Below are 22,726 nucleotides of genomic sequence, written 5' to 3' on the forward strand. Positions count from 1 at the left end.
GTCAAAAAGCCCCGACGTCGCGATGTGCCTCAGGTATTGCATGATCGAATCGTCCGCCGCGTTCACCGAAAAATGCACGATAACCAAATCGCGAGACGACGACGCATAGATTGCCTGCCGTTGGAAGCCAGCCTTGAACATGTCGCCGTCCGGCCAGAGTGATTGTGCCGAAATTCTTGGGTTCAGTCGCGATTTTACCGATTTCCGGGTTGATGGGCTTCGGCAGGGCAGCTGGTGGCAACAGGTTCGGGGCGGGACCACTGGTCATAATTGCTTACTCCTATTGAAAAATCAGATCGGAGGAGGCAGAATCTTCTCACCTTTTTGGCTATTCACAATTCGGCTGGGTTGAGCACTGATCCGCCGCGCAACCACGCCAGTTCTTTTGATGGATTGAAACAGTCCGAAACCTCTCCCGTTGCTCGAATGTCCTTCTTAAGATCGAACATTACGACCGGCGCTCCGTCGCTCAGGTTGAGCTTGTGCAAATCTATCCAAGCGACTGTCGGATTCTGAGTGAACTCGAAATAATACCTTCCATTGGTCAGATCACTGATCGTGCGCCAGCGGGTGGGAGAGACGTTGGGCCGGGTTGGATCACTAATACCCCAAGGCGTTGACATGTTCCGAATGACGGCCAGTACATTTGCGACAGCCTCATGGTAGTCAGCCGGCTCCTCAGGCAGCGCACTGAGATAATAGGCGCCGCGCACAAAACGTTCGTCGGCCTGCGAGCCGCCCGGAAGCGGTTGATCCCCGCCAAGACCAACATACTTCTTCATGTTTTCAAGCTGTTGTTCGTATGGTGGCGAGTTCGTCATGATTGTGACATCACGGCCTTTGTGAACGCTGAACTTTCCGTCCAACACCTCGATTACCGCCGAGTTGCCGGTCTTGTCGGCAATTGAGTAGTGGAAGGGTGACTGCACCTTGTCATCAAAATGCATCATGTAGATCGGCACGATCTGAATGCTGTCTAGTGCAGCGAGCACTTCGTCCACCGTCGCGAAGTTGTCGAGCATCCATTGCGCAAAAATCGAAACTGACAGACCGCCCTTTGAGGTATCGCGAGGGCCAAAGTCCGACTCCGCGAGATACAACAGGTTGGCGTTCAATCCCGCTTCGTTCATGCCATCAGTAATTGCCGCTCCGTAGCAGGCCCCAACTATACTTCCGTACTTCGATGTCCAGGTCTCAGGATTGTCGTCTACCGCGCCGTCACGCTTCATCCCTTTGGGAAACGCGTAAACTTTGGTTTGCAAGCTCTCGAACCAATCCTCATTCCGGCCTACCAGCATTGGTTGGCCATCCTTGTTGAAAAAAATGCGCGAACACATGGTCTTCTCCCTGTCTCAGACTCTACTGTTGATCTTGGCCTGACTGTCGCTTCAAAACTTTGAAGGTTACCTAGGCAGCGGATTACCGTTGATTGCCCGAACGATAGCACGCGCCATGCCTTCTTCCTGGTTTTCCCCATCACTGGTGCTGAAGAATGCCACGACGGTGTCGGTCTCGGGTGAGATGTAAATCCCCTGCCCGCCCACTCCGGCCTTGAACAGGTCGCCGTCTGAAAAGACAGCATCCCACTGGTAACGGTTAGAGATCGCGCCGGCATCATCCCAGAAGGTGATGCTGTTCTTCTTGCCGATCCAGCCCTTGTCGTACATGTCGAGATACGTCCGGTCATAGATCTTGGCCATGACCGCGTCAGGGATCAGTTGCTCACCAGCCAGCTTCGCGCAGCTTGGCGAAAAGGCCATGCCGAACCTGGCCAGATCGCGCAGCGTAGAGTTCATGCCGAAAAAACCGAGTGTATTTCCGGTCGGGCTGACCACGTAAAAAGCGTCATGCTCCATGCCAAGCTTAGACCACAACCGTTCTGAGAACTGCGCGTAGAGCGGTTTGTCGGCGATCCGCTCATTAATCCGGTTCATGACAAAGGTGTCGATGGAGTTGTATTCAAACTTCTGATGCGGTGGAGAATGCCGCTCCATATCGCGCAAGACATCAACCCATGTTTCATTGCGACCGCGCACATCGGGCAACATGCCGACCGCGCTCGTCGCCGCCCAGCGAAACCAGATTTGGTCAGGATCGGTGCGCGAGTTTGGCTCCGGCTCATCGTGCTCTGTGCCGTTGAGGCCCGTGGCCATGTCCATGGCTTCGACGACTTTCACCGTGTCCCATACCGATCCTTGCAATTCTGTCAGGTAGGAACTGACCGGCGCGTCCACATCGACATTCCCCTCATGTTCATGCATCGCCATCATGGTTGACCCGGTGACTTTGGTGACGGACATCCACAGATGCTTCTCATGCGGTTTCATCGTGCGATAGCGTTCGTAAACGATCTCACCACCTTTCACGACCATCATGGCGTCGATTGGTTTGGTGGCAAAATGTTCATCCACGCTGACCCAGTCACCATGCTTGTTCCGGTATTCGATATTCCCGATTGACGGGTCGACTGCGTAGGGCAGGTCGACCACGGGTCCACCGCGCATTACCTGCGCCGTTGGTCTGATTTTTGAGAAGTTCACATAGGAGTACTGCGTTTCAGGAGATGGAAACTGTACCTTGACCATATTCTCCGGCGCGTTGAGATAGGCGCTGATCTCGAGAACGCGGTCAAGCGGCACGTTTGTACTGAGATCTTCGGGTTTCGCGAGGATAGGTCCATCGGTCGATGTATTCGCCATTTTTTTGCTCCCAGCTGTAATGAAACTTGCGTTTGTCCAATATCACAATGAAATCAAACAAGATCATGAATCGAGATAGATGCAACTGTTTTCTGGTCAAACTTGTGGGTCATTCGCTTGGCGCCCCTATCTTGACCAAAGGTGCCTTACCAAAGACGTGGAAAGTAACCTTCCCCCGGTCTTTCGCGTGATGGGATACAGCCCGCCAGACCGGATCAAAGTCGGTGAATTCCTTGGTATCGAGGCGGAAGCCTAAAGTTACCCCTGAAGCTTGCGAGTCGCCGTTGAAAAAAGCTGCCCACAAGTAGGCACTTCGACAGATTTTTCTTTTTTCGCACTTTCACCAGTCGAGAGATGCACGTGCACCTCGCGACCTGTTTGATCAACAGCAAGACAATACACAATCGATTGAGAAACCGATCCAGTGGCGGCAAGAAGTCTTTTCAGGGCACTATGGCCAGAATGACGAGTCCGACGACGATAAATGTCAAGCTGGATACAGCGCCTGGTAAGCCAAAGGCAACAGCCGGTGCGGAACTCTTGGCATCCTTGCAGACCTCAGCGATTGCGACGCCTGTCATGACGCCAGTCGTGGCACCGGCGTTCTCAGCAACGTTCAACCTCATGATGAAGTGCCCGAACAAGAAACAAGAAATCGTGCAAACCGTCGTCACAAATGCTCCGGCAATCAGAAGGTTTACCCCAAAAGCCTGCATGGTCGAAATCAACGAACCACCTGCGCCAATTGCGACAGCCGCGATAAAGAGTGACAACCCTAGGTCAGAGAGCGCCGTTGCCGCGGGCGCGGATACCGACCCCATGCTGGGGCTGCGGGTCCTTAACCAACCGAGAATAGCCCCGCCAAACATGGCACCCATTGCGGACCCCCCGAGGGGTGGAATTTCAATCCCGGCTACGGTCACTGAAATCGTACCCAAGGCCGCAAATATGGCGATGAAAAATGAAGTATTCATCAAATCAGTCGTCATCTGGTTTGTGACCTCGTAACCGACTTCGTCGGCAAATATCGACACACACCGTGCTGAACCAAACACAAACAGCACGTCCCCAGCGATCAGTTCAAAATCCTCGTCGTCTATTGGCATTTCTGTACCGAGCCGCACTACGCGCTCCAGGCTGACACCGTAGCCATGCTCGTTTAGCAGTTCCGAGAGTCTTCTGCCGACGTGTGCATTGTTGGTGAGAACGAGTTCTGCCGATGCCATATCCACGGCCAAAGCGTCATTATCCGCAACTTCCGGCCCCAGCGTCTCATTACCCCTCAAGAGCAAATGGCTGGGCGCAAGGAAGGTCAAGATATCATCTTTTGCAAGGACCAGATCATCGGTGACGGTCAAACGTTCTCCATTGCGAATTACCTGCTCAAGTGAAGGTAAAGCTCCTTCTTCTCGCCGCTTTTCAACGTTTTTGACAAGCTCGCCAGTTGTACTTCCGATGTACTTCGGTAATTCCAGCCTCCAGGCCCGGACGGATGGCGCTACGCGCTTCTGGGGCACACTCCCGACTGCGTCAAGTTTCGCCGCTTCTTTAGCTATGTCTGCTCCCACAAGCGTTGGGCACAATTTAATAAGGATAATTAGTCCAAATGTGCCATACAGATAAGTGATGGCGTAGGCGCTGGCGAGGATATTGCCCGCATCTGACGGCGCCATACCCTCTGGAAGCTGGACCGATCCGGAAAACACAGCGCCTTGAGCGGCGGCTAGGACCGCAGATGTTGTGACCGCGCCGGCAGTCAGCCCACCGGCGACAATGTTGTTCAAGCCAAACACCAAAGCCATGAGATAAACCGAGACCCCAGCGACCACGGCAGTAAAAACGCACATTACCAAGTATTTGAAAGCCGACTTACTTGTTAAAACACGCACCAGGCCAGGTCCAACCATCGTTCCCAGAACAAAAAGGTAAATTGTAAACGTCAACCCTTTGATTATTTCCGGAACTTCGATTTGTGCCAATCCGATAACCAACCCGACAATCAGTATTCCTGTAGTTGGTCCAAGCCCGATACCGGCAATCTTCAGCTTGCCGACCAGATACCCCAATCCGATGACAACAAAGAGAAGAATGACAACATTTTCTCGAGCATAAGAAATCAAAGCTTCCACGCGTCTCTCCCGATCAGGCTAGTTCCTCAACTGCAATATTGCGGCACACCAATCGATGTCCAAGGCCAAGTATTCTGTTTCAAACACCACCGTCTCTGGCTGCTTTAGGCAAGTTATTCAGCAAGATGTGACTTGTCATCAAGCGTTTTCAACAGCTTCACAATGTAGGCAACCATTCTGTGACACAGGGCTGTCGCACGGGGCAAGGCTAGCCAAGGAGGAGAGTGAACGCGCCATTTCAGCCTGTTTAGGATTGCAATTGGAAAACTCATAAGATCAAGATACATCTCGATTAATGCATTATTGTGATCTCATCAAACAATGCCATGACCATGGACTCGTTGCGCCTTAAATCTGCTATCAAGTTAGCGTTGGCTTTGGTGCTCGCGTATTGGATAGCCTTGTCGATGGATTGGGCCAAGCCTTACTGGGCCGGTCTCTCAATAGTTGCATGTTCGTTGACAACATTTGGCGAGTCCTTTCACAAAGGACTACTCCGGCTGGGTGGCACATTCTTGGCAATTGTCGTTGCGATTGCTCTACTGTCGCTGTTCCCGCAGGATCGTTGGCTATTTATCGCAGCGCTCAGTTTATGGCTGGCATTCTGTTGCTTCAATATGTTCCGAACGTCTCGTTCATACTTCTGGATGACTGCCGGATTTGTGGTGCCCATATTGGTCATTGGAGGCGGCGAAAACCCAGTCAATGATTTTACTGTTGTGGTTCTTCGAGCTCAGCAAACCGTTCTTGGTATTGTATGCTTCAGTGTCGTCTACTCACTGTTATGGCCCTACAGCAGTCGGGAACAGTTCGAAGAAGAAGTACGCAAAGCGCTTACTTTGAAACGACGTCTTCTGATGGCGACATTGGACATCTTGACTGGAAATGAGCGCAAGGAAGACCTGCCAAAGCTTCGGATGCAGATCGCTCAATTGCACTCTACTGTCGAGAGGCTTTTGGATGCCGCAATTGTCGATAGTTATGATGTCTGGGATAGACGCATTGTCTGGCGTCAATTCGTGGCAAATATGGCGTCACTGGACCGAGAGCTTCAGCGCCTATATTTGAACGCAAGAGACTTGGAAGACTCCCGTGACACAGCCCAAGTCCAATCGCTTTGTTCTGCGATACTGAGTACCGAGCAATATCTTATTGAAGCAGAGAAAACTCTCTCCGGAACAGCATCGCAAGTTGGGGATCACACCGAAAACCAGATTACCCAAGAAATGGTCAATAGCGGGCAAGGACACTTCCAGCTTGCTGCCATGACTGCTACCCGTCACAATGTCCAACGGTCGCTAGAATACAGTCGGTCTTTGTCAGAACTGATGGCCGACATCAAAGATGCAGGCCGGAAGGCAAACACACGGCGTTTCGCCTCATCCCAACAACCTGAACCCACATCCGAAATCCTAGATCGGGATATGTGGAGCGCGCTAATCCGTGTTCAGGTAATATTTCTTGCGACAGTGGCATGTGTCCTGTTTGTTCCAGGCTTTCCCAATCCGGCTCTTGTAATCTGCATAGGCGTTTCTCTCGCTCTGAACCTTGCTTTACATCCGCAGGCATCTGTCTCCATCGCGCTGCCTTTCGCAGCGATTCTACTGTTGATCGTTGGAACTGTTCACCTTCTTCTATTACCGCTATTGGCCACCTTCTGGCAGTTGGCCTTATTAATCTTCGGCACCACAGTCCTGGTGGCTTACTTAACTTCCCGCCCGGAACAAATGATTGTTCGAAGTTTTTTCCTGAACTTGTTTCTGGTCGGCCTTCAGATCGATAATCAGCAGCAATACAGTTTCCTCTTCTTTGCAACCATGTTCATCGGTTTGTTCTGTGTAATTGTGATCATCGAATGCACTCGTTTTTTCCCGGTTTCTTTAAGGCCGGAAGTCCGTGTGGAAGCTCTGATAAAGCGTTTCTTTTCTAGCGCGGATTATGTGGTCCGACACAGCCTCACCGACCAAAGTGAGCAACCAAACTGGTTTAATCGGATGCGCCTTTCGCTACATGTCAGCGAGATAGATAGTATTCCGACCAAACTTGTTCCTTGGCTATCTGCATTGTCGGAACCAGCACTGGGCAATACCAAAAGGACGGATGCGCTTCAAATCGCGGCAAGTTTAGAAGCGCTGAGCAGCAAGTTAATTGAATTTGCCGCAACCCGAAGACTGTCACAGGCAGCTTCAATGAGAGAAGGCGGTGGCGAAGCAATGAAGCAGTGGCGCTTGGCCGTTGCGGATGTAATGTTGGATATTGAACGCGACCCAGGGCGGATTGACCCTGAATATCTGCAAAACAGGCTTCAAAGCGCTACTGTAGCTCTTGAGAAGACTGTAGAAGTCCTAATTAACAAAGAGCCTAATTCAAATTTGAATACCGCTGACTACGAAAACATGTACCGTCTTCTTGGCGCGTATCGAGGTCTTGCGGAGGGTGTTTTGGGGTACACCGGCCGAGCGGCATTCATTGATTGGCCCGCACTACGAGAGTCCCGTTTTTGAGGTCGAAGAAAAAATGCTACCTGTTCCAAGCGAATTCGACTTTTTTGGCATCTACCTCTCACCACTTTTCGTATCTTCCCTACTGGCAGTCGTTCTAACTATGATGACGGCGCGTGTTTTGAACCGTTTCCGAATGTCGCGTTTCATCTCTCATCCGGCGTTGGTTTTTGTTGCACTTGTAGCAATCTATACGTCCGTCATCGGAACCTTTCTTATCCCGGCATAGTCAAATGAACCGAAACATCAAGTTGATCGTCACAGTTGCAATCGTACTCGTCGCTCTGGGCACCGTGTTCTTGAAATACGCCAATTACGTGTCCAACCCTTGGACGCGCAATGGGCAGGTCCGCGCAAATGTTCTGGAAGTTGCACCTCGTGTTTCCGGGCCAATTGTCAACCTTCCGATACGAGACAACCAATTTGTAAAGGCTGGGGATCTTCTCTTCGAAATCGATCCGCGCACTTTCGAAGCCGCACTGTCGCAAGCACAAGCGAGATTCGACAAAACCGTCGAAGATCTGGCTTCGTTGGATAAGCAAATTGAGGCCGCCCGTGCGAGTGTTCAGCAATATGAATCGTCCATCCAACAAGCCGAGTCTCAATTGTCATCCGCAAAAGCCCAGCAGACAGAGGCACAACGTCAATTTGACCGGGCCTCTGTTTTGGTAAGCGACGGTCGCATCCCCGAGTCACAATTCGACGAACTACAAAGAGATTTGGACGTTGCTCAAGCAAACACCGCCAGAGCACAAGGCGGAGTGGTTCAAGCCAAAGCCGCGCTCGCCCAAGCGCAGGCTTCGCTGGAGGGCTCAATTGCAAGCCGCGGCGTAACTGGTGAGGAAAACTCAAGCCTCCGCGAGGCTAAAGCTGCTCTAGAAGCTGCGCGCCTCAACCTTGAATTCACTAAAGTACATGCCTCAGTTGACGGATATGTTGCAAATCTGACATTGCGTCTCGGCAGCCAGGCTGTCGCTAATCAACCGATCCTTGCACTCATTGATGCCCAAAGCTTTTGGGTCGACGCTTATTTCCGCGAAAACTATGTGGGCGATATATCCCCTGGTAACCGCGCCGCCATAACGCTCATGTCTAACCCCGATATCGTAATTCCTGGGGTGGTAGATAGCATCGGGCGAGGAATCGCAAAAAGTGATGGGAGTGTTGGGGTCAATCTCTTGCCAAACGTGAGTCCAACGTTTGAATGGATCCGGCTGGCACAGCGAATTCCGGTAAGAATAGAAATTGACCAACTCCCCGAGGGAGTCGAATTGCTTGTAGGCACAACGGCGTCGGTTCTTGTGATGACTAATACGGATTCAACCGATGTAAATGAAGCGTTACCACCGCCGGCGCCGACAATTCTACAATAGTCGGTTCAATAGGTTCGGTACTCGCGAGGCCTACAAGACGACTGGTTGGTGATACGTGAGTGGTTGGAAGCGCACGGTGTCGCTGCCCCTGATCGCGTCTTTTCTAAAGTGCCTGAGTTGGCGGGCAACATGTCCGATTGGCGCCCTATGTCAAAGCATGGCGCACAAGACTAGTGACGAGACGCCAGTTCTGCTGGCCACCAGTTGTAGTGCTGCAATCCTAGTAATAACAACGCTTTGTCAGTATGGAGATGCGCAAAATGAGCAGACGACACCCCATTTGGTATGGCGTAGGCGTTACTATAATCCCCTTAGTCGTTCTGATTGCCGGGTACTTTAATATCCACCCAGAAATCTATCGAGGAATCCCGCAGGGATTTGGATCAGAGCGAGACTCTTCGCGATCTGGTATCGCGTGGGATGAAGATGAAAAGGAAGATCCGCCCTTGGAGTATGTGTCTGATTCTTTTGAGGGACTGTACATTTCAACCGAACGGGCGTCCGTGACTAGCTTTTGGAGCCTTTGGAACGCACCAAGCTCAGAAATCGAGTATGAATGGCGATACCGAGTTAAGAACCTGACTGATGATGACCTACGAGTTTCTGTCGAATATGAACTCGTTGGAAAACATGATCGGGTTTTTGCCACGTCTGACGGCTACGAAGATGCCAAACCCGGCGAAACGGTGGAAATCACCGGCAAGGGCCGTATCGACTATTTCGACGCCAGACAGGTTTTGGGTTCAAGTTGGGGAATTCGTCGAAGGCCAGTTCCTGGATCGTAGCACCGAGAGATTACAACGAACACAGGGTTTGCCGCAAAACAAGGACTCAGGCACAGTGTCCGCACGGGGGTAACCAGATAGGATTGTGCCCGCGGACACACCTAAGTGTGGCATGAGAGGCACTTCACAACTGTGACGTCTTGAGCTATTCCTAAGTTATGACTTGCTGCCTACACCAATTGAGCACCCGAATAACTCGCTGATTCAGTGAGCCTTTGGGAGTGCCATGGTGGGCCGGGAGTCTTATAAGCTCTTTACGCCAGATTAGCGTCGACGGTGAGGGATCATGCCCCTCCACTCCTACCATTTAGGAGGAGTCTGTCATGTCGGATAGCAATAGCGGTGTCGTCGATTATGACGACATCAAGAATTCAGTTGAGGAAGAGCTGGGCCACACGCCCGACGGCTGGGCAGGTCTGGTCACGGATCTTTTCCAGAAGATCAAGGAGCACTGCGACAAGCAGGAGATCGAGTATCCTGTGGTGTCTCAGATCAAGCAAAAGTTTGGCCAGTTGCGTATCTATTTCGGGACTGTGGTTAAGGATGAGCGGATCGACAGCTTGATTCAAGCGACTATCGAGCGAGCCAATCACAGCTGCGAAAAGTGCAGTAACGCAGCCCAGGTGCAGCTCGTAGAGGGCTTTGTCGCAACGCTGTGCTGTTGGTGTGCGCATGAGCTCGTGTCGTCCAGGCGTCCGCAGAGTAAGCGCCTATTCGGAGATGGGCGGCCTGTGAAGGATGGGATGGCCTGCAATGTGTGTGGCTATAGGGGTCAGATCGACCGGACTGATGAGCACGGACGTTGCCCTGCTTGCGTGAAGAAGAATTGGTGAAACATGCTCAAAGTCATTGTCTTTGTGAATGAGAGAGAGGTTGCCAGGGCTCACTTGAGCAACATCAGCGACCTCTCTGATATCTCCGACTATGAAGTCCAGATGAACGAAAGAGAATGCGCCAAGCTCGGTATTGCAGAGCGAGGCATCAAGGGCGAGATCCTGAGCCACAAGCGCAAGCAGACCGTCTGGGCTTTGGTCGAGAAGGCCGCAACGCTCTGGATGCGGAAAACAGGTGAGCGAGGTGATGAACTGACCAGGGCATTCCTGGCGAGGAGAAAGGCCGAGTTTATCGCCGGGCGACTGCCGCTGTCTGATCCGATCACCGCAGAAGAGATCAGGGCGCGCAAAGTGTATGATGAGAATGACGATGAGAGTGATTGAGCCGGTTTACACCGAGACTGAAGATCCGCGTTTTAGCGGATGACACTTGCTGTCAGAGACGACGAAAGCGGCCGGTGGTTTCCCATCGGACCAAAGGATCGCGCAGACCTGACTTATGAAGAGATGGCGGAAAAGCGGAGCTCTGAGATCATCGACGCGAAGGCGGAGTAGCTGAAAGGAGGGCGAAATGAACGGAATCCATTTGAGGCCTGAAGAAATCGCCTATGGCTGGGCCGCATGGCGAGAGCAGATGGTCCTTCAACTCGAAGACGATGATGCGCCTGAGTATATCAAGCGAACCGTTAGGGAGTGGTTTTTCGAGGAATACGAGAAAGCCACCCTCCGCGGCATGGAGATGCCCTGCCCTGATTTCTTCGACATCCGGTGGACCGGCAATGATGGACTTATCACGCAACATGAGGACACGCCCATGGCAGACATCCTGGCATCGACGCTGCGAACGAAGCTCCAAGCCAACGTCATTCAGATCGAGAAGTTCATTGATCGGTGGCAGTTGTGACTATCGTCAGAGTTGTTTTCTGCGATAGATTCAATGTCCAGAGGTGTACCGAGAGAAATCGCTAGATTCTACTCAGCTTCTTCTTCAATTTCGGATACCAATCTGGTCAAAGATAGACCAAGTGCGCCACTGAGAAGTTGTAGCGTTCCGAGAGTTGGTTGGTGGTGGCCGGATTCCAGAAGTGAGATGTATTGCATGCTTCGGTTAGCCTGCGTGGCGAGCTCTAGTTGCGATAACTTCTTGGCGAGTCTGTGGCGACGCAAAACTCTTGAAAATGCCAATAGCAGAGGGTCGTTTTTTGCGTTCGCCATATTTTGACAAATCGCCCACGTAACGCTAGTCGTCTATACAGTATACTTTGAATCTCGGGGTAAATTTCAACTGCACAAAGGTTTGGCAAAAAGCGGGGGCCGTTAAATGGCGGAAAGAGTTCATCTGACAGAAACCCAGATGATTGAAATACTGAACAGACTGGAAATGCGCTTTTTGGAGCGATTGGCTCTCGAAAATGAACACAAGATTTTTGTCAAACCGCACCTTGCATCAGGTGAAAAACCAACTCGAACAGGTAGAAGGCCAAGGTCTCAATACGTTGGGCAACTGCATCTCTCGATTTTGGAGGAAGATGAAGCTTGGTTCAAAAAGACTGCACAAGCCAACAACCTTCAATACGGAAAGTTCTTCACCTGCTTACGCCAAATTTTCGAGCGACACGGTTAGGTTCGTAATGAAAGAAGGTCAAAAGCCAAACAGCTTTATGCTTAGCAAAGGCGCGAAAGTATAAACGGGATTTGAATCCAAATACCTGGTGGGGGTTCTCAAGGGCTACCGCACCGCAATCTAGGGCTGCGATGATTAAGGTCGCCGCCCCAGATAGCAGTGCTGTATCCCGCTTCGTCTAGTTTACCAGCCCCGCTCACCGATCCGTTCGCCAGTATCCCGAGTTAAAGGGCTGGCTCATCAACCGTCCGATCTTCTAATGAACCGGTCACTCAATATGCGCTCTCACGGACACACAGCCGTTGAATCGGGAGCGCATGATGGTTCAGACCACGCAGCAACCTGAAATCTGGACGCAGGCTGCGCCCTATAGTAGGCGTAGCGGGCAACCTTAAAAAGTTTGTTGCACCATTTGGTTAAAAGCCAAGCTCTGCTAATTCTACCGACCCGGGAGCAAGTTACCCATTGTCTAGCCGTACTGAAAAAGATGCTGAAACGCAGCATCCGACTACGCTAACTGCGATGGCAGTCGACGTGCTCTCCACGAAGGATGGTCACGCAAAAACAGCCAAATCACGAGCTTACGCTTCTGTTTGGAAAACTGCGCGGACTACAGGTGAAGTCATTGAAATCGGACGTTCTATTCCACCAGATCATCCTGCCCGCCCGCGGCAACCAGAGTTGCTCAGCCCCCGCAACGTACCAAAGCGCAAGCCGGGATCTCCGGCAGGAAGAATAGCGCTCCTGCATGCAGTCGCTCATATCGAACTCAATGCAGTCGATCTGCACTGGGATATTATCTCACGTTTCGCCCACGTACCGATGCCGATGGGATTTTATGACGATTGGGTGAAAGCCGCAGACGACGAAGCAAAACACTTCAATCTAATCTGTGATTGCCTGGAAACGATGGGAAGCTACTACGGAGCGCTGCCCGCTCATGATGGAATGTGGCGTGCGGCATCAGATACTGCAAATGACCTGCAAGGGCGGTTAGCTATCGTTCCAATGGTATTGGAGGCACGAGGGCTAGATGTAACGCCAGGAATGATAGAAATTTTCGAGAAAGCCGGCGAGACCGCGGCCGTTGAAAGCCTCAAAACCATCTACAGCGAGGAAGTCAGCCACGTAGCGTATGGGGCGAAATGGTTTAACTTCGGCTGTGGCAGAGACAATAGTGATCCAAAAGAAGTATTCCATGCGCTAGTAAAGCGCTATTTCAAAGGAGGTTTGAAGCCTCCGTTCAACGAAGAAAAACGCGCAGATGCCGGATTGCCACCTGACTTTTATTGGCCGCTCGCTGAGGAGCTTCCTGCTTATGTTCGCTGAGAAAATTGGCATTTGACCGCGCCATTGAAGCATTTTCCTTTGCGGACCTCGTGCTTCAAGTAATCACCCTGCGCGCTGATACACAAGGCGACAGTTACAACTCATCAAGGGCGAGACCGTTTCAACAAACGGGATCATTCTGTGTTTTCTTCCTCTTGCTCCGCTTCCAGAATTAGCTGGCTCAAGGGCGGTCTCAGAGCACGACTTAATCGGATTAATGTATCCAGGGTCGGTTGATGATGGCAGCTTTCCAGCAAGGAAATATAACGCATGCTTCTTTCGGTTCTGTGTGCGAGCTCCTCTTGGTTGCAGAAGAAGTTGGCTTGTGATGATGTAATGATATGGCCACGAAAAATATTTCTGAAAATCTCGATGTGTTTCCTATTTCTTCGAAACGTCCAAAACGAAAACATCAATGAAGCCTCTAATTTCTAATGAGATTTTGGCTTCTAGGTCGCGCTTTAGCTCCACCGGTTTTTTGATGCCGTGTTTCTTCTTTCCTGCAACTTTTTCTTTTTCGCCGAACCAAAGGACAAGATAGATACCTTGTTTCTCTGCGTCTGGATGGATTGCATACAAGTTATTCAATTGTTCAGTGGCAGCCTCGTAAAGCTTTGGATGCCATTGCCCTTTGACCTCGGTTACAAGCAGACGTCTTTCGCTGCCTAATAGCTTTCCAGCCGTGAAATCGCAGCGCTTATCATGCTTTAGATGGTGTTCTGGCGTGATTGTAATGCTTTGAGGCCGCAGTATCAGGTCCAGCCGTTCAGCAATGATCTTGGTGCACGGTTCTTCGTCTAGCCTCTTATCTCCAGCGTAGAACAGAGATGCCGTATCGAATTCTCCACCGTCTATTGCGCCTTGAAGTTTGAATAGCTCGTGCAGCACGAGTTTTCTTAACCCATCGACGGTAACAACTGCGCCGTGGTCTAGCATTTCCACAATTTGCAGTGGTGTCGGTGGGGTGAAATCTGCAAGAGCTTTCTTTCTGGTCTGTGCGGAGCGTATGCTTTTGAGGTCTTTGACCATATCAGCGCAACGGCTATCCGAGATCAGGCGTTTCAACACGGGTATTGCCGCGTCAGGGTGATCGCTGGAAATTGACCACACCAGTTCAGTGAGGCAGCGATAAGCCTTTTCTCCATTTGGGCTTTCCGATCCGTGGCTAATGGGCAAAGGTACTTTTGGCCATACTCCTATGAATACATCAAGGATGGCCTCGACTTTGCAAGAGGACAGGCTTGCTCGCTTTGGAAGATCGCAAGCTGCTGCGGTCTGACCAAGAAAGACTCGCTTGGGCCATGCGGAACTTTGCGTGATCCGAGCAGGCCCAGCTTGCACCAATGTGTAACCGCCTGAGCCTTCCAACCTATCCTAGTGAAGCAGAAGGATTACCCAAGCCAAACCTAGTGCTCTTCCCGTTCGCCGTTTCTGTCCTCGTTTCGATCAAGATTGGAACTCAAGTACATGGGACTTTTGATCGGGTTTTGAGGCGAAAAAGTTCCACAATGTACGTGGAACTTTTTGAAGTGGAAGTATCTCGGTTCGATGTATTGATTGTTTTCAAGGGGATTGCACTGATGAATACAATGATAAAACGATTTTAGTTGGTATAACGAATCCCTTTGCGGGCGCGAGAATGCCGACCCCAAGGATGTGTTCCACTCCTTGGTGCGGCGCTACTTCCACGGTGTGCTGAAACCACCCTTCAACGAAGAAAAACGCGCCGAGGCCGGATTGCCCCCCGATTTCTACTGGCCCCTGACCGAGGACCTACCTGCGCCCGGTCAAGCGCGTTAAACCTGAACAAGTTGACGTTATCGGCAACTTCCCGCCTAAAATGGGCGGGAAAAAACCGGTTCGTTGTGTGAACTGGTTAACAAACTTGCCCAAATCGCACGTCCCCTCTATGCAGTTGGCCCAAGGGACGGAGACAACTCACAACCGGTCCCGAATTGGGGATGGACAGAGGGAAGACGCGTGCGAACACGTCTGGCAATTAAACTACATTCACTGCTCGAGCGGCACCTACCAGAACGCCGGGTATTTCTGAAATCCGACAATGATACACGGTTCATCCGTCTCAGCTCCGAGACGCAGGTGGCAGCTGTTGCTGGGGTCGCGCTGATCGTCGGCTGGACCGCCGTGGCAACCGCGATCCTGTTGATGGACAGTATCGGATCGGGCAATTTCCGCGATCAGGCGAAAAGGGATCAGGCGACCTACCAAGAACGTCTAAACGTCCTGTCAGCGGAACGTGACATGCGCGCCGCCGAGGCGTTGTTGGCGCAGGACCGGTTCAACGCGGCACTTCAGCAGATTTCGGCCATGCAATCCGAATTGCTAGCTTCGGAAAACCGCCGCCGCGAGCTGGAAACGGGCATTGAGGTCATTCAGACCACCCTGCGCGCGACGATGAAACAGCGCGAAGACGCGCGTCTGGAGCTGGCTCAGCTCAAGCAGGAAGGCGGCGCGGACGAGGCCTATATGGCCAGCGCAAGCGACCCCGCCCAGATGGATTTCATGACCCAAGCGCTGGCCCGTACGGCGCTGGAACGGGACCAGATCGCAGCTAATGCCAAGGATGCGCTGGAAGAACGTGACGATCTTGAGCTGGAAATCCGGCTCATGCAGGAACGCAGTGACGAGATTTTCCGTCAACTGGAAGAGGCAATGGTCATCTCGGTCGAACCGCTCGACAAGATGTTCCGTCAGGCAGGAATGCCCACAGACCGCATCATCGAAGAAGTGCGGCGTGGTTACAGCGGCATGGGTGGCCCCCTGACCCCCATATCCTTCAGCACGCGCGGTGAGGAACTGACCCCCGACGAAATCCGCGCCAACACTCTGCTACAGCAGATGGACCAGCTGAACCTGTACCGTATCGCTGCCGAGAAGGCGCCGTTTGCCAGCCCCGTGAACGCGGTTGTGCGTTACACCAGTGGCTTCGGCACCCGCCGGGACCCCAAAACCGGTGGCCGGCGCATGCACAACGGTGCAGACTTCGCTGGTGCGCACGGGACGGATATCTTTGCGACCGCCGATGGTGTGGTCACCCATGCTGGCTGGCAGTCCGGGTTCGGACGGCTGGTGAAAATCAAGCACGCCTTCGGAATTGAGACACTTTACGCTCATAACACCAAGATACGTGTAAAGGTTGGTCAAAGGGTCTCGCGCGGGGATCATATTGCTGATATGGGTAGCACCGGACGGTCGACCGGCACGCATCTTCACTATGAGGTGCGCGTGAACGGAAAACCTGTTAACCCAATGACTTACATTAAGGCTGCGAGAAATGTTTTCTAAGAGCAAAATCAACGAGCCCGCATCCAATGCGTCCGAGGCGGCAAAGCCTGCGGCTCCGGCCACACCGGCGGCACCTACCCCGTCTGAAACCAAGGCCAGCACTGCACCCAAGCCCAAGCCTCCGGCGTCGGTTCTGTCTGCGGACCTACACATCACCGGCAACCTGAAAACCTCGGGCGATATCCAGGTCGAAGGCACGGTCGAAGGCGACATCCGCGCCCACCTGCTGACCATCGGCGAAACCGCCACCATCAAGGGCGAAGTGACCGCCGATGACGTGGTGATCAATGGCCGTATCGTAGGCCGGGTGCGTGGTCTGAAAGTCCGTCTGACGTCGACCGCACGGGTCGAAGGCGACATCATTCACAAGACCATCGCTATCGAAAGCGGCGCGCATTTCGAAGGTTCGGTGCAGCGTCAGGACGACCCGCTGAACCCTGGTCGCGGCGGCAAAGGCGGCGCGAACCCGGCTGCTGAAGTCAAGCAGTAAAGCCGACACGCAATCAATTCTATCAACGCCGCAGGGAAACCTGCGGCGTTTTTGGTTTCACACCGCCATTGTCCCTTGTAGTCTTTGCAAATGTTGATTTTTTTCTCGGTTCTTTTGCTGATCGTTGGGTTTTTCGCCTATCGTCATTGGTCCAAAATCCAAGCACGCAATGCGCTTTTGGCAGCTCCTCTGACCAAGCATCAGCGTCGGGTCATCGACGCACAGGTTCCGCTGTTGCGCCGCCTGCCCGTCGGCCTGCGGGACAAGCTGGATGGCAAAATCAACCTATTCCTGGATCAGGTACAATTCCACGGCTGCGACGGACTGGACGTCACCCAGGAGATGAAGCTAGCCATTGCTGCGCAGGCCTCTTTGCTGCTGGTCAACCGTGACATCTGGTACGACAACCTGACCACCATTCTGATCTATCCCAACGCCTTCAAGTCGCGTCAGCGCAGGCAAGACGGCTATGTGATCAGCGAGAAAGAGATCGTGCGCACCGGCGAAAGCTGGGATCGCGGCCCTGTCATCCTGTCGTGGCGCCACAGCCAGCAAGGCGCGTTGGACGACCGGGATGGGCAAAACGTCGTGTTGCACGAATTCGCGCATCAGGTCGATGATCTGTCCGGCGGCACCAACGGCGTCCCGATCCTGAGCGACGGGCAGAGTTTCGCAGAATGGGAACGGGTTTTTCTGACCGCCTATGACACCCATGTTCACGCCGTGGAACATGGCCGCCCCACGGTCATCGACCCCTATGGCGCCACCGGACACGAGGAATTCTTTGCCGTCTCTGTCGAGGTCTTTTTCGAGCGGCCCAAAGCCCTGAAAGCCGATGCGCCCGAGGTCTACGACCAGCTTTCCAAGCTGTTCCAACTGAACCCGGCAAACTGGGAATAACCTAAACATTTAACAAAAATGAATTTTTGAATTACGCTAAGCCTATTGATTTTCGGAGGGCTTTTCATGTCATCAAAACTTCTGGCCGAGTTTTTCGGCACGTTCTGGCTGGTGCTGGGCGGGTGCGGCAGTGCAGTATTGGCAGCCGGAGTGGCCGATGTGGGTATCGGCTGGCTGGGCGTTTCATTTGCCTTTGGTCTGACGGTTCTCACCATGGCCTATGCGGTCGGTCACATCTCGGGCGGGCATTTCAATCCGGCGGTCAGCCTTGGTCTGATGATCGGCGGACGGTTTGACGCCAAGGATCTGATTCCCTACTGGATCGCGCAGGTGATAGGCGCGGTCGCAGCAGCAGCTGTGTTGTATCTGATCGTCAGCGGCGCGCCGGGGTTTGAAGGCGCAGGCGGGTTTGCCTCAAACGGGTATGGTGAGGCCTCACCGGAAGGCTATTCGATGCTATCCGCGCTGGTGATCGAGATCGTGATGACCGCGTTCTTTCTGATCATCATCCTTGGTGCGACATCGAATTTTGCACCCGAAGGCTTTGCGCCGATCGCCATTGGCCTGGGCCTGACGCTGATCCACCTGATCTCGATCCCCGTGACGAATACATCGGTAAACCCAGCGCGCTCGACCGGCGTTGCCCTCTTTGCAGACGGTCCTGCGATGGCGCAGCTTTGGCTGTTCTGGGTCGCACCGCTGATTGGGGCCGCAATCGGCGCGCTGATCTGGAAAGCAATGGGTGACGACTGAAGCAAAAAGCCCCGATGCGGTGCATCGGGGCTTTTTCTGATTATTCCGTGACTGTAACTTTTTTCATCACATCCGGCTGTCCGATCACCGCGCCGTTGGGCCCGTCGCCGCGCTTGATCGAATCCACCACGTCCATACCGCCGGTCACTTGACCGACAACCGTATACTGACCGTTCAGGAACGGACCGGGTGCAAACATGATAAAGAACTGCGAGTTGGCGCTGTTGGGGTCTTGCGCCCGCGCCATGCCCACAACACCCCGATCATAGTTATAGTCCGAGAACTCGGCAGGCAGGTCCGGGCGATCCGACCCGCCGGTGCCCGCGCGGCGCAGATCACTGCCCAGACGGCCATGCTCTACATCCCCGGTCTGCGCCATGAAGCCTTCAATCACGCGGTGAAAGACCACCCCGTCATACTTACCTTCGGCAGCCAGAGTGCTGATCTGTTCCACATGTTTCGGGGCCAGATCGTCAAACAGATCAACGGTCACGGTGCCATTGGCACCCTCACCCTCGATCTCAATCTCAAGGCCTGTGGCAAGCGCAGGGCTAGCCAGCAAGGCAAATGCAGCGGCCAGCTTATACATCGGCGGCCACCTTGACGCTGATCATGCGGTCAGGGCTCATCGGCGGTTCACCTCGGGTGATGGCATCGACATGCTCCATCCCTTCGATGACACGACCGTAGACGGTGTATTGGCCGTTCAGGAAGTGATTGTCCTTGAAGTTGATGAAGAACTGCGAATTGGCCGAATCCGGATTCTGCGAGCGTGCCGCGCCCAGCGTGCCCCGGTCGTGCGGCAGTTTCGAGAACTCTGCCGGAACGTTCGGCAGCGACGAGCCGCCTGTACCCGCCATACGGATGTTGAACCCGTCTTCCATGTCGCCGTGCTGCACATCGCCGGTCTGCGCCATGAAGCCGTCGATCACACGGTGGAAGGCCACGTTGTCATACTCGCCACCACGGGCCAGCTCTTTCATCCGGGTCGAGTGCTGAGGGGCCACGTCAGGCAGCAGTTCGATGACGACATTGCCGTCTTTCAGCTCGATGATGATGGTGTTTTCGGGATCCTTGATCTCGGCCATGTGGCCCTCCTGTCGTTTATCTTGCGCAAATACCTATGCGGCATGGGCGTGAATGCCAAGTGACGCATTGACCTGAGGGCAAAATGCAGGAAAAGAACCGCCTAAATCGGTTGTAACGACAAGGACAGAGTGATGGGCTGGAAAACACTGGACGATATGGACCTGAACGGCAAACGCGTGCTGGTGCGCGTCGATATCAACGTGCCGGTCGTTGACGGTGTTGTGACCGACGCCACCCGCATTCAGCGCATCGTGCCCACCGTGCGCGATATCCTTGCGGCAGGCGGCAAACCGATCCTACTGGCGCATTTCGGCCGCCCGGGTGGCGAGCGACGTGAGAACCTGTCGCTGAAACAGCTGATCCCCACCCTGACCACTGCCTTTGGCGCAGAGGTGCTGTTTGCCGCCGATTGCGTCGGCACCGAGGCCGAGCTGGCCGCCGAGCAGCTGCAGCCCGGCCAGGTTCTGTTGCTGGAAAACACCCGCTTCCACGCTGCTGAAACCAAGAATGACGCTGATCTGGCCGCTGGAATGGCCAAACTCGGCGAAGTCTATTGCAACGACGCTTTCTCGGCCGCGCACCGCGCACACAGTTCGACCGAGGCCATTGCCCGCCTTCTGCCCGCCTGCGCCGGTCGCCTGATGCAAGCCGAGCTCGAGGCCCTTGAGGGCGCTCTGGGCGCGCCAAAACGCCCGGTGACGGCGGTTGTGGGCGGAGCCAAAGTGTCCACCAAGCTGGAGCTGCTGGGCAATCTGATCGAAAAAGTGGACTATCTGATCATCGGCGGCGGAATGGCCAACACTTTCCTCGTTGCCAAAGGCCTGAATGTCGGCAAGTCGCTTGCGGAAACCGCCATGAAGGACACCGCAGCCGAAATCATGGCCAAAGCGGAAAACTCGGGCTGCAAGATCGTTCTGCCAACGGATGTCGTTGTGGCCGACAAGTTCGAGGCAGGTGCCCCACATCAGGTTCTGCCCGTGGATCAATGCACCAATGACGGCATGATCCTAGACGCCGGCCCTGACAGTGTTGCCGCAATTTCCCAGATCTTCGCAGAAAGCAAAACGCTGATTTGGAACGGCCCGCTGGGCGCATTTGAGATCGAGCCCTTTGACGCTGCCACCAACGCCGCAGCCTTGAAAGCCGCCGCTTTGACCCGCTCGGGCCAGTTGGTGTCCGTCGCCGGCGGCGGCGACACGGTTGCGGCGCTGAACGCATCCGGCGCGGCCAAGGATTTCTCGTATATCTCGACGGCAGGCGGCGCGTTTTTGGAGTGGATGGAAGGCAAGACCCTGCCGGGCGTCGCCGCGCTCGAGCAATAAAAAACGCAGCCCCTGACGCTTTTTTGCGAATCAGGGGATTCACAACCCGAATCACCTGTGACATAGTGCTTTCAGAGGCCCGGAAAGGGCCCGTTATTGAGGCGTTTCATACGGCGGTAAACAGAGTGTCCCGTTCCAATCGGCCCGGTTTGGGCGCAGTCGTTTTCTTCATGGTGGCGTTTATGCTGGGTGTTTATTTCACCTTCGCTGCCGTGCAGGGGGACTATGGCCTGTTCCGACGGGTCGAGATTGCAGCGGAACGGGACGCCCTGTCGCGCGATCTGGAAAAGCTGGAAGCCAAGATCGCCCAGATGGAGAACCTGACCCGTCGCCTCTCGGACACTTATCTGGATCTGGATCTGCTGGATCAACAGGCACGCTCGGTACTGGGCATGATCCGCTCGGACGAAATTGTTATCCGCTAAGCCAGGCCAAGATTTTTCGACGAAAAATCTCTGACGTCGCACCCTTTGATACCTGAGCTTGCAGGGTCAGTGTCGCCGCATATTTTCCCTCGCCAGAGCATCGGAAATGCTTTATGAAATAGTTTAACGCTAAACTATCTTGCCGAGAGGGGGAGATCGCCAATATGGCTGCGCGAAAAACCACAAAGAAACCAAATGTTTCTGCTGAAGAACTCACCACATATTACCGGGAAATGCTGCTGATCCGCCGATTCGAGGAGAAGGCCGGCCAGCTTTATGGAATGGGCCTGATTGGCGGCTTCTGCCACCTCTATATCGGTCAGGAAGCCGTTGTTGTGGGTCTCGAGGCCGCAGCGAAAGAGGGTGACAAGCGAATTACCTCTTACCGCGACCATGGCCACATGCTGGCCTGCGGCATGGATCCGGGCGGCGTGATGGCCGAACTGACCGGACGTATTGGCGGCCTGTCCAAGGGCAAGGGTGGCTCGATGCACATGTTCTCGAAAGAGAAGAATTTCTATGGCGGCCACGGCATCGTTGGCGCGCAGGTTCCATTGGGTGCAGGTCTGGCGTTTGCAGATAAGTATAAAGAAAACGGCGGAGTCACCTTTACCTATTTTGGCGATGGTGCTGCGAACCAGGGTCAGGTTTACGAGACGTTTAACATGGCGGCCCTGTGGGACCTTCCCGTGGTTTTCGTGATCGAGAACAACCAATACGCAATGGGAACATCACAGGCACGCTCGACCTCGACCAAAGATATCTACCATCGTGGCGAGGCTTTCGGCATCCCCGGCGAGATCGTGAACGGCATGGATGTGCTTGCGGTCAAAGCTGCCGGTGAAAAAGCCGTCGCCCACTGCCGCGCGGGTAAAGGCCCATATATCCTTGAGGTCAAAACCTACCGCTACCGCGGCCACTCGATGTCCGACCCGGCCAAATACCGCACCCGCGAAGAGGTTCAGAAGGTCCGCGAACAAAGCGACCCGATCGAACATGTGCGTGAGCTGCTACTGACCGGCAAACACGCGAGCGAAGATGACCTGAAGGCGATCGACAAAGAGATCAAAGAGATCGTCAACCAGGCCGCCGAATTCTCGAAAGAAAGCCCCGAGCCTTCCGTGGAAGAGCTCTGGACAGATATCTACGCCTGAGAGGACGATTAAGA

The 22,726-nt window shown here is 53.6% G+C and carries 24 protein-coding genes and 1 pseudogene; 17 read left to right on the plus strand and 8 right to left on the minus strand.

The annotated features are described in order from the left end of the window. Window position 1 precedes the first annotated feature (1 nt). The 4 genes from GOV79_RS04865 to GOV79_RS04880 all read right to left on the minus strand — a co-directional run bounded on the left by GOV79_RS04865 (window position 2) and on the right by GOV79_RS04880 (window position 4,828). A complete protein-coding gene (locus GOV79_RS04865; RefSeq protein ID WP_170621461.1) occupies window positions 2–268 on the minus strand; it encodes a hypothetical protein in 267 nt (88 codons plus the stop codon). 64 nt (window positions 269–332) lie between these two features. Further along, window positions 333–1,337, minus strand: coding sequence for a linear amide C-N hydrolase (locus tag GOV79_RS04870; RefSeq protein ID WP_170621463.1), 1,005 nt, complete (start codon window positions 1,335–1,337; stop codon window positions 333–335). Between the two features lie 66 nt (window positions 1,338–1,403). After that, window positions 1,404–2,699, minus strand: a complete 1,296-nt coding sequence (locus GOV79_RS04875) for a serine hydrolase domain-containing protein (protein WP_170724468.1) — start codon at window positions 2,697–2,699, stop codon at window positions 1,404–1,406. A gap of 443 nt (window positions 2,700–3,142) precedes the next feature. Next, the gene (locus tag GOV79_RS04880; RefSeq protein WP_170788792.1) at window positions 3,143–4,828 is read right to left on the minus strand and encodes an aspartate-alanine antiporter-like transporter; all 1,686 of its coding nucleotides are present in this window, start codon (window positions 4,826–4,828) and stop codon (window positions 3,143–3,145) included. A 326-nt stretch (window positions 4,829–5,154) separates the two neighbouring features. Between GOV79_RS04880 and GOV79_RS04885 the strand changes: the two genes are divergently transcribed. From GOV79_RS04885 to GOV79_RS04915, 7 genes are all read left to right on the plus strand, one after another. Beyond that, complete coding sequence (locus GOV79_RS04885; RefSeq protein ID WP_170621469.1) at window positions 5,155–7,332, plus strand: FUSC family protein; 2,178 nt, start codon at window positions 5,155–5,157, stop codon at window positions 7,330–7,332. A gap of 13 nt (window positions 7,333–7,345) precedes the next feature. Then, window positions 7,346–7,558, plus strand: coding sequence for a DUF1656 domain-containing protein (locus tag GOV79_RS22625; protein WP_170621470.1), 213 nt, complete (start codon window positions 7,346–7,348; stop codon window positions 7,556–7,558). A gap of 4 nt (window positions 7,559–7,562) precedes the next feature. Beyond that, complete coding sequence (locus GOV79_RS04895; RefSeq protein WP_170724466.1) at window positions 7,563–8,702, plus strand: HlyD family secretion protein; 1,140 nt, start codon at window positions 7,563–7,565, stop codon at window positions 8,700–8,702. A 260-nt stretch (window positions 8,703–8,962) separates the two neighbouring features. Continuing rightward, window positions 8,963–9,487, plus strand: coding sequence for a hypothetical protein (locus GOV79_RS04900; RefSeq protein ID WP_170788793.1), 525 nt, complete (start codon window positions 8,963–8,965; stop codon window positions 9,485–9,487). A gap of 323 nt (window positions 9,488–9,810) precedes the next feature. Next, window positions 9,811–10,320, plus strand: a complete 510-nt coding sequence (locus tag GOV79_RS04905; RefSeq protein WP_170724464.1) for a hypothetical protein — start codon at window positions 9,811–9,813, stop codon at window positions 10,318–10,320. 3 nt (window positions 10,321–10,323) lie between these two features. Then, complete coding sequence (locus GOV79_RS04910) at window positions 10,324–10,704, plus strand: hypothetical protein (RefSeq protein ID WP_170724463.1); 381 nt, start codon at window positions 10,324–10,326, stop codon at window positions 10,702–10,704. Between the two features lie 187 nt (window positions 10,705–10,891). Further along, a complete protein-coding gene (locus tag GOV79_RS04915) occupies window positions 10,892–11,224 on the plus strand; it encodes a hypothetical protein (RefSeq protein WP_170724462.1) in 333 nt (110 codons plus the stop codon). A gap of 68 nt (window positions 11,225–11,292) precedes the next feature. On the opposite strand, the gene GOV79_RS04920 is transcribed toward GOV79_RS04915, so the two are convergent. After that, window positions 11,293–11,535, minus strand: coding sequence for a helix-turn-helix domain-containing protein (locus tag GOV79_RS04920; RefSeq protein ID WP_170676400.1), 243 nt, complete (start codon window positions 11,533–11,535; stop codon window positions 11,293–11,295). A 106-nt stretch (window positions 11,536–11,641) separates the two neighbouring features. On the opposite strand from GOV79_RS04920, the gene GOV79_RS04925 reads away from it, so the two are divergent. Next, entirely contained in the window at window positions 11,642–11,944 is a 303-nt protein-coding gene (locus tag GOV79_RS04925) for a hypothetical protein (protein WP_170724461.1), read from the plus strand. Window positions 11,945–12,466: 522 nt separating this feature from the next. Further along, complete coding sequence (locus tag GOV79_RS04930; protein WP_170724460.1) at window positions 12,467–13,273, plus strand: ferritin-like domain-containing protein; 807 nt, start codon at window positions 12,467–12,469, stop codon at window positions 13,271–13,273. 381 nt (window positions 13,274–13,654) lie between these two features. On the opposite strand, the gene GOV79_RS04935 is transcribed toward GOV79_RS04930, so the two are convergent. Further along, window positions 13,655–14,641 (minus strand): DUF8371 domain-containing protein, encoded by a 987-nt coding sequence (locus tag GOV79_RS04935; protein ID WP_170724459.1) that lies wholly within the window; start codon window positions 14,639–14,641, stop codon window positions 13,655–13,657. Window positions 14,642–14,881: 240 nt separating this feature from the next. On the opposite strand from GOV79_RS04935, the pseudogene GOV79_RS04940 reads away from it, so the two are divergent. The 5 genes and pseudogenes from GOV79_RS04940 to aqpZ form a co-directional block, all read left to right on the plus strand. Then, window positions 14,882–15,073: pseudogene (locus GOV79_RS04940) on the plus strand (DUF455 family protein); the annotation flags it as partial. 180 nt (window positions 15,074–15,253) lie between these two features. Further along, the gene (locus GOV79_RS04945; RefSeq protein WP_170788794.1) at window positions 15,254–16,579 is read left to right on the plus strand and encodes a DUF5930 domain-containing protein; all 1,326 of its coding nucleotides are present in this window, start codon (window positions 15,254–15,256) and stop codon (window positions 16,577–16,579) included. Further along, window positions 16,569–17,069, plus strand: a complete 501-nt coding sequence (locus GOV79_RS04950; protein WP_170788795.1) for a bactofilin family protein — start codon at window positions 16,569–16,571, stop codon at window positions 17,067–17,069. Before GOV79_RS04945 ends, GOV79_RS04950 begins: the two co-directional genes overlap by 11 nt. 90 nt (window positions 17,070–17,159) lie before the next feature. Continuing rightward, window positions 17,160–17,969: a M90 family metallopeptidase gene (locus tag GOV79_RS04955; RefSeq protein ID WP_170788796.1), complete on the plus strand. Its 810-nt coding sequence runs from the start codon at window positions 17,160–17,162 to the stop codon at window positions 17,967–17,969. A gap of 66 nt (window positions 17,970–18,035) precedes the next feature. Beyond that, window positions 18,036–18,722, plus strand: coding sequence for an aquaporin Z (gene aqpZ, locus GOV79_RS04960; RefSeq protein WP_170770562.1), 687 nt, complete (start codon window positions 18,036–18,038; stop codon window positions 18,720–18,722). Window positions 18,723–18,762: 40 nt separating this feature from the next. On the opposite strand, the gene GOV79_RS04965 is transcribed toward aqpZ, so the two are convergent. Together GOV79_RS04965 and GOV79_RS04970 are read right to left on the minus strand one after the other, a co-directional pair. Continuing rightward, window positions 18,763–19,311 (minus strand): peptidylprolyl isomerase, encoded by a 549-nt coding sequence (locus GOV79_RS04965; protein ID WP_170788797.1) that lies wholly within the window; start codon window positions 19,309–19,311, stop codon window positions 18,763–18,765. Next, a complete protein-coding gene (locus GOV79_RS04970) occupies window positions 19,304–19,810 on the minus strand; it encodes a peptidylprolyl isomerase (RefSeq protein WP_170788798.1) in 507 nt (168 codons plus the stop codon). Before GOV79_RS04970 ends, GOV79_RS04965 begins: the two co-directional genes overlap by 8 nt. A 132-nt stretch (window positions 19,811–19,942) precedes the next feature. On the opposite strand from GOV79_RS04970, the gene GOV79_RS04975 reads away from it, so the two are divergent. From GOV79_RS04975 to pdhA, 3 genes are all read left to right on the plus strand, one after another. After that, window positions 19,943–21,133: a phosphoglycerate kinase gene (locus GOV79_RS04975; protein ID WP_170788799.1), complete on the plus strand. Its 1,191-nt coding sequence runs from the start codon at window positions 19,943–19,945 to the stop codon at window positions 21,131–21,133. A gap of 125 nt (window positions 21,134–21,258) precedes the next feature. Further along, window positions 21,259–21,558 carry an FtsB family cell division protein gene (locus tag GOV79_RS04980; protein WP_170770553.1) on the plus strand — a complete coding sequence of 100 codons (300 nt, stop codon included), beginning with the start codon at window positions 21,259–21,261 and terminating at the stop codon, window positions 21,556–21,558. Between the two features lie 164 nt (window positions 21,559–21,722). Further along, the gene (gene pdhA / locus GOV79_RS04985; protein ID WP_170788800.1) at window positions 21,723–22,712 is read left to right on the plus strand and encodes a pyruvate dehydrogenase (acetyl-transferring) E1 component subunit alpha; all 990 of its coding nucleotides are present in this window, start codon (window positions 21,723–21,725) and stop codon (window positions 22,710–22,712) included. Window positions 22,713–22,726: the final 14 nt, after the last annotated feature.

The sequence above is a fragment of the Ruegeria lacuscaerulensis genome (assembly GCF_013034745.1).
Lineage (GTDB): Bacteria > Pseudomonadota > Alphaproteobacteria > Rhodobacterales > Rhodobacteraceae > Ruegeria > Ruegeria lacuscaerulensis_B.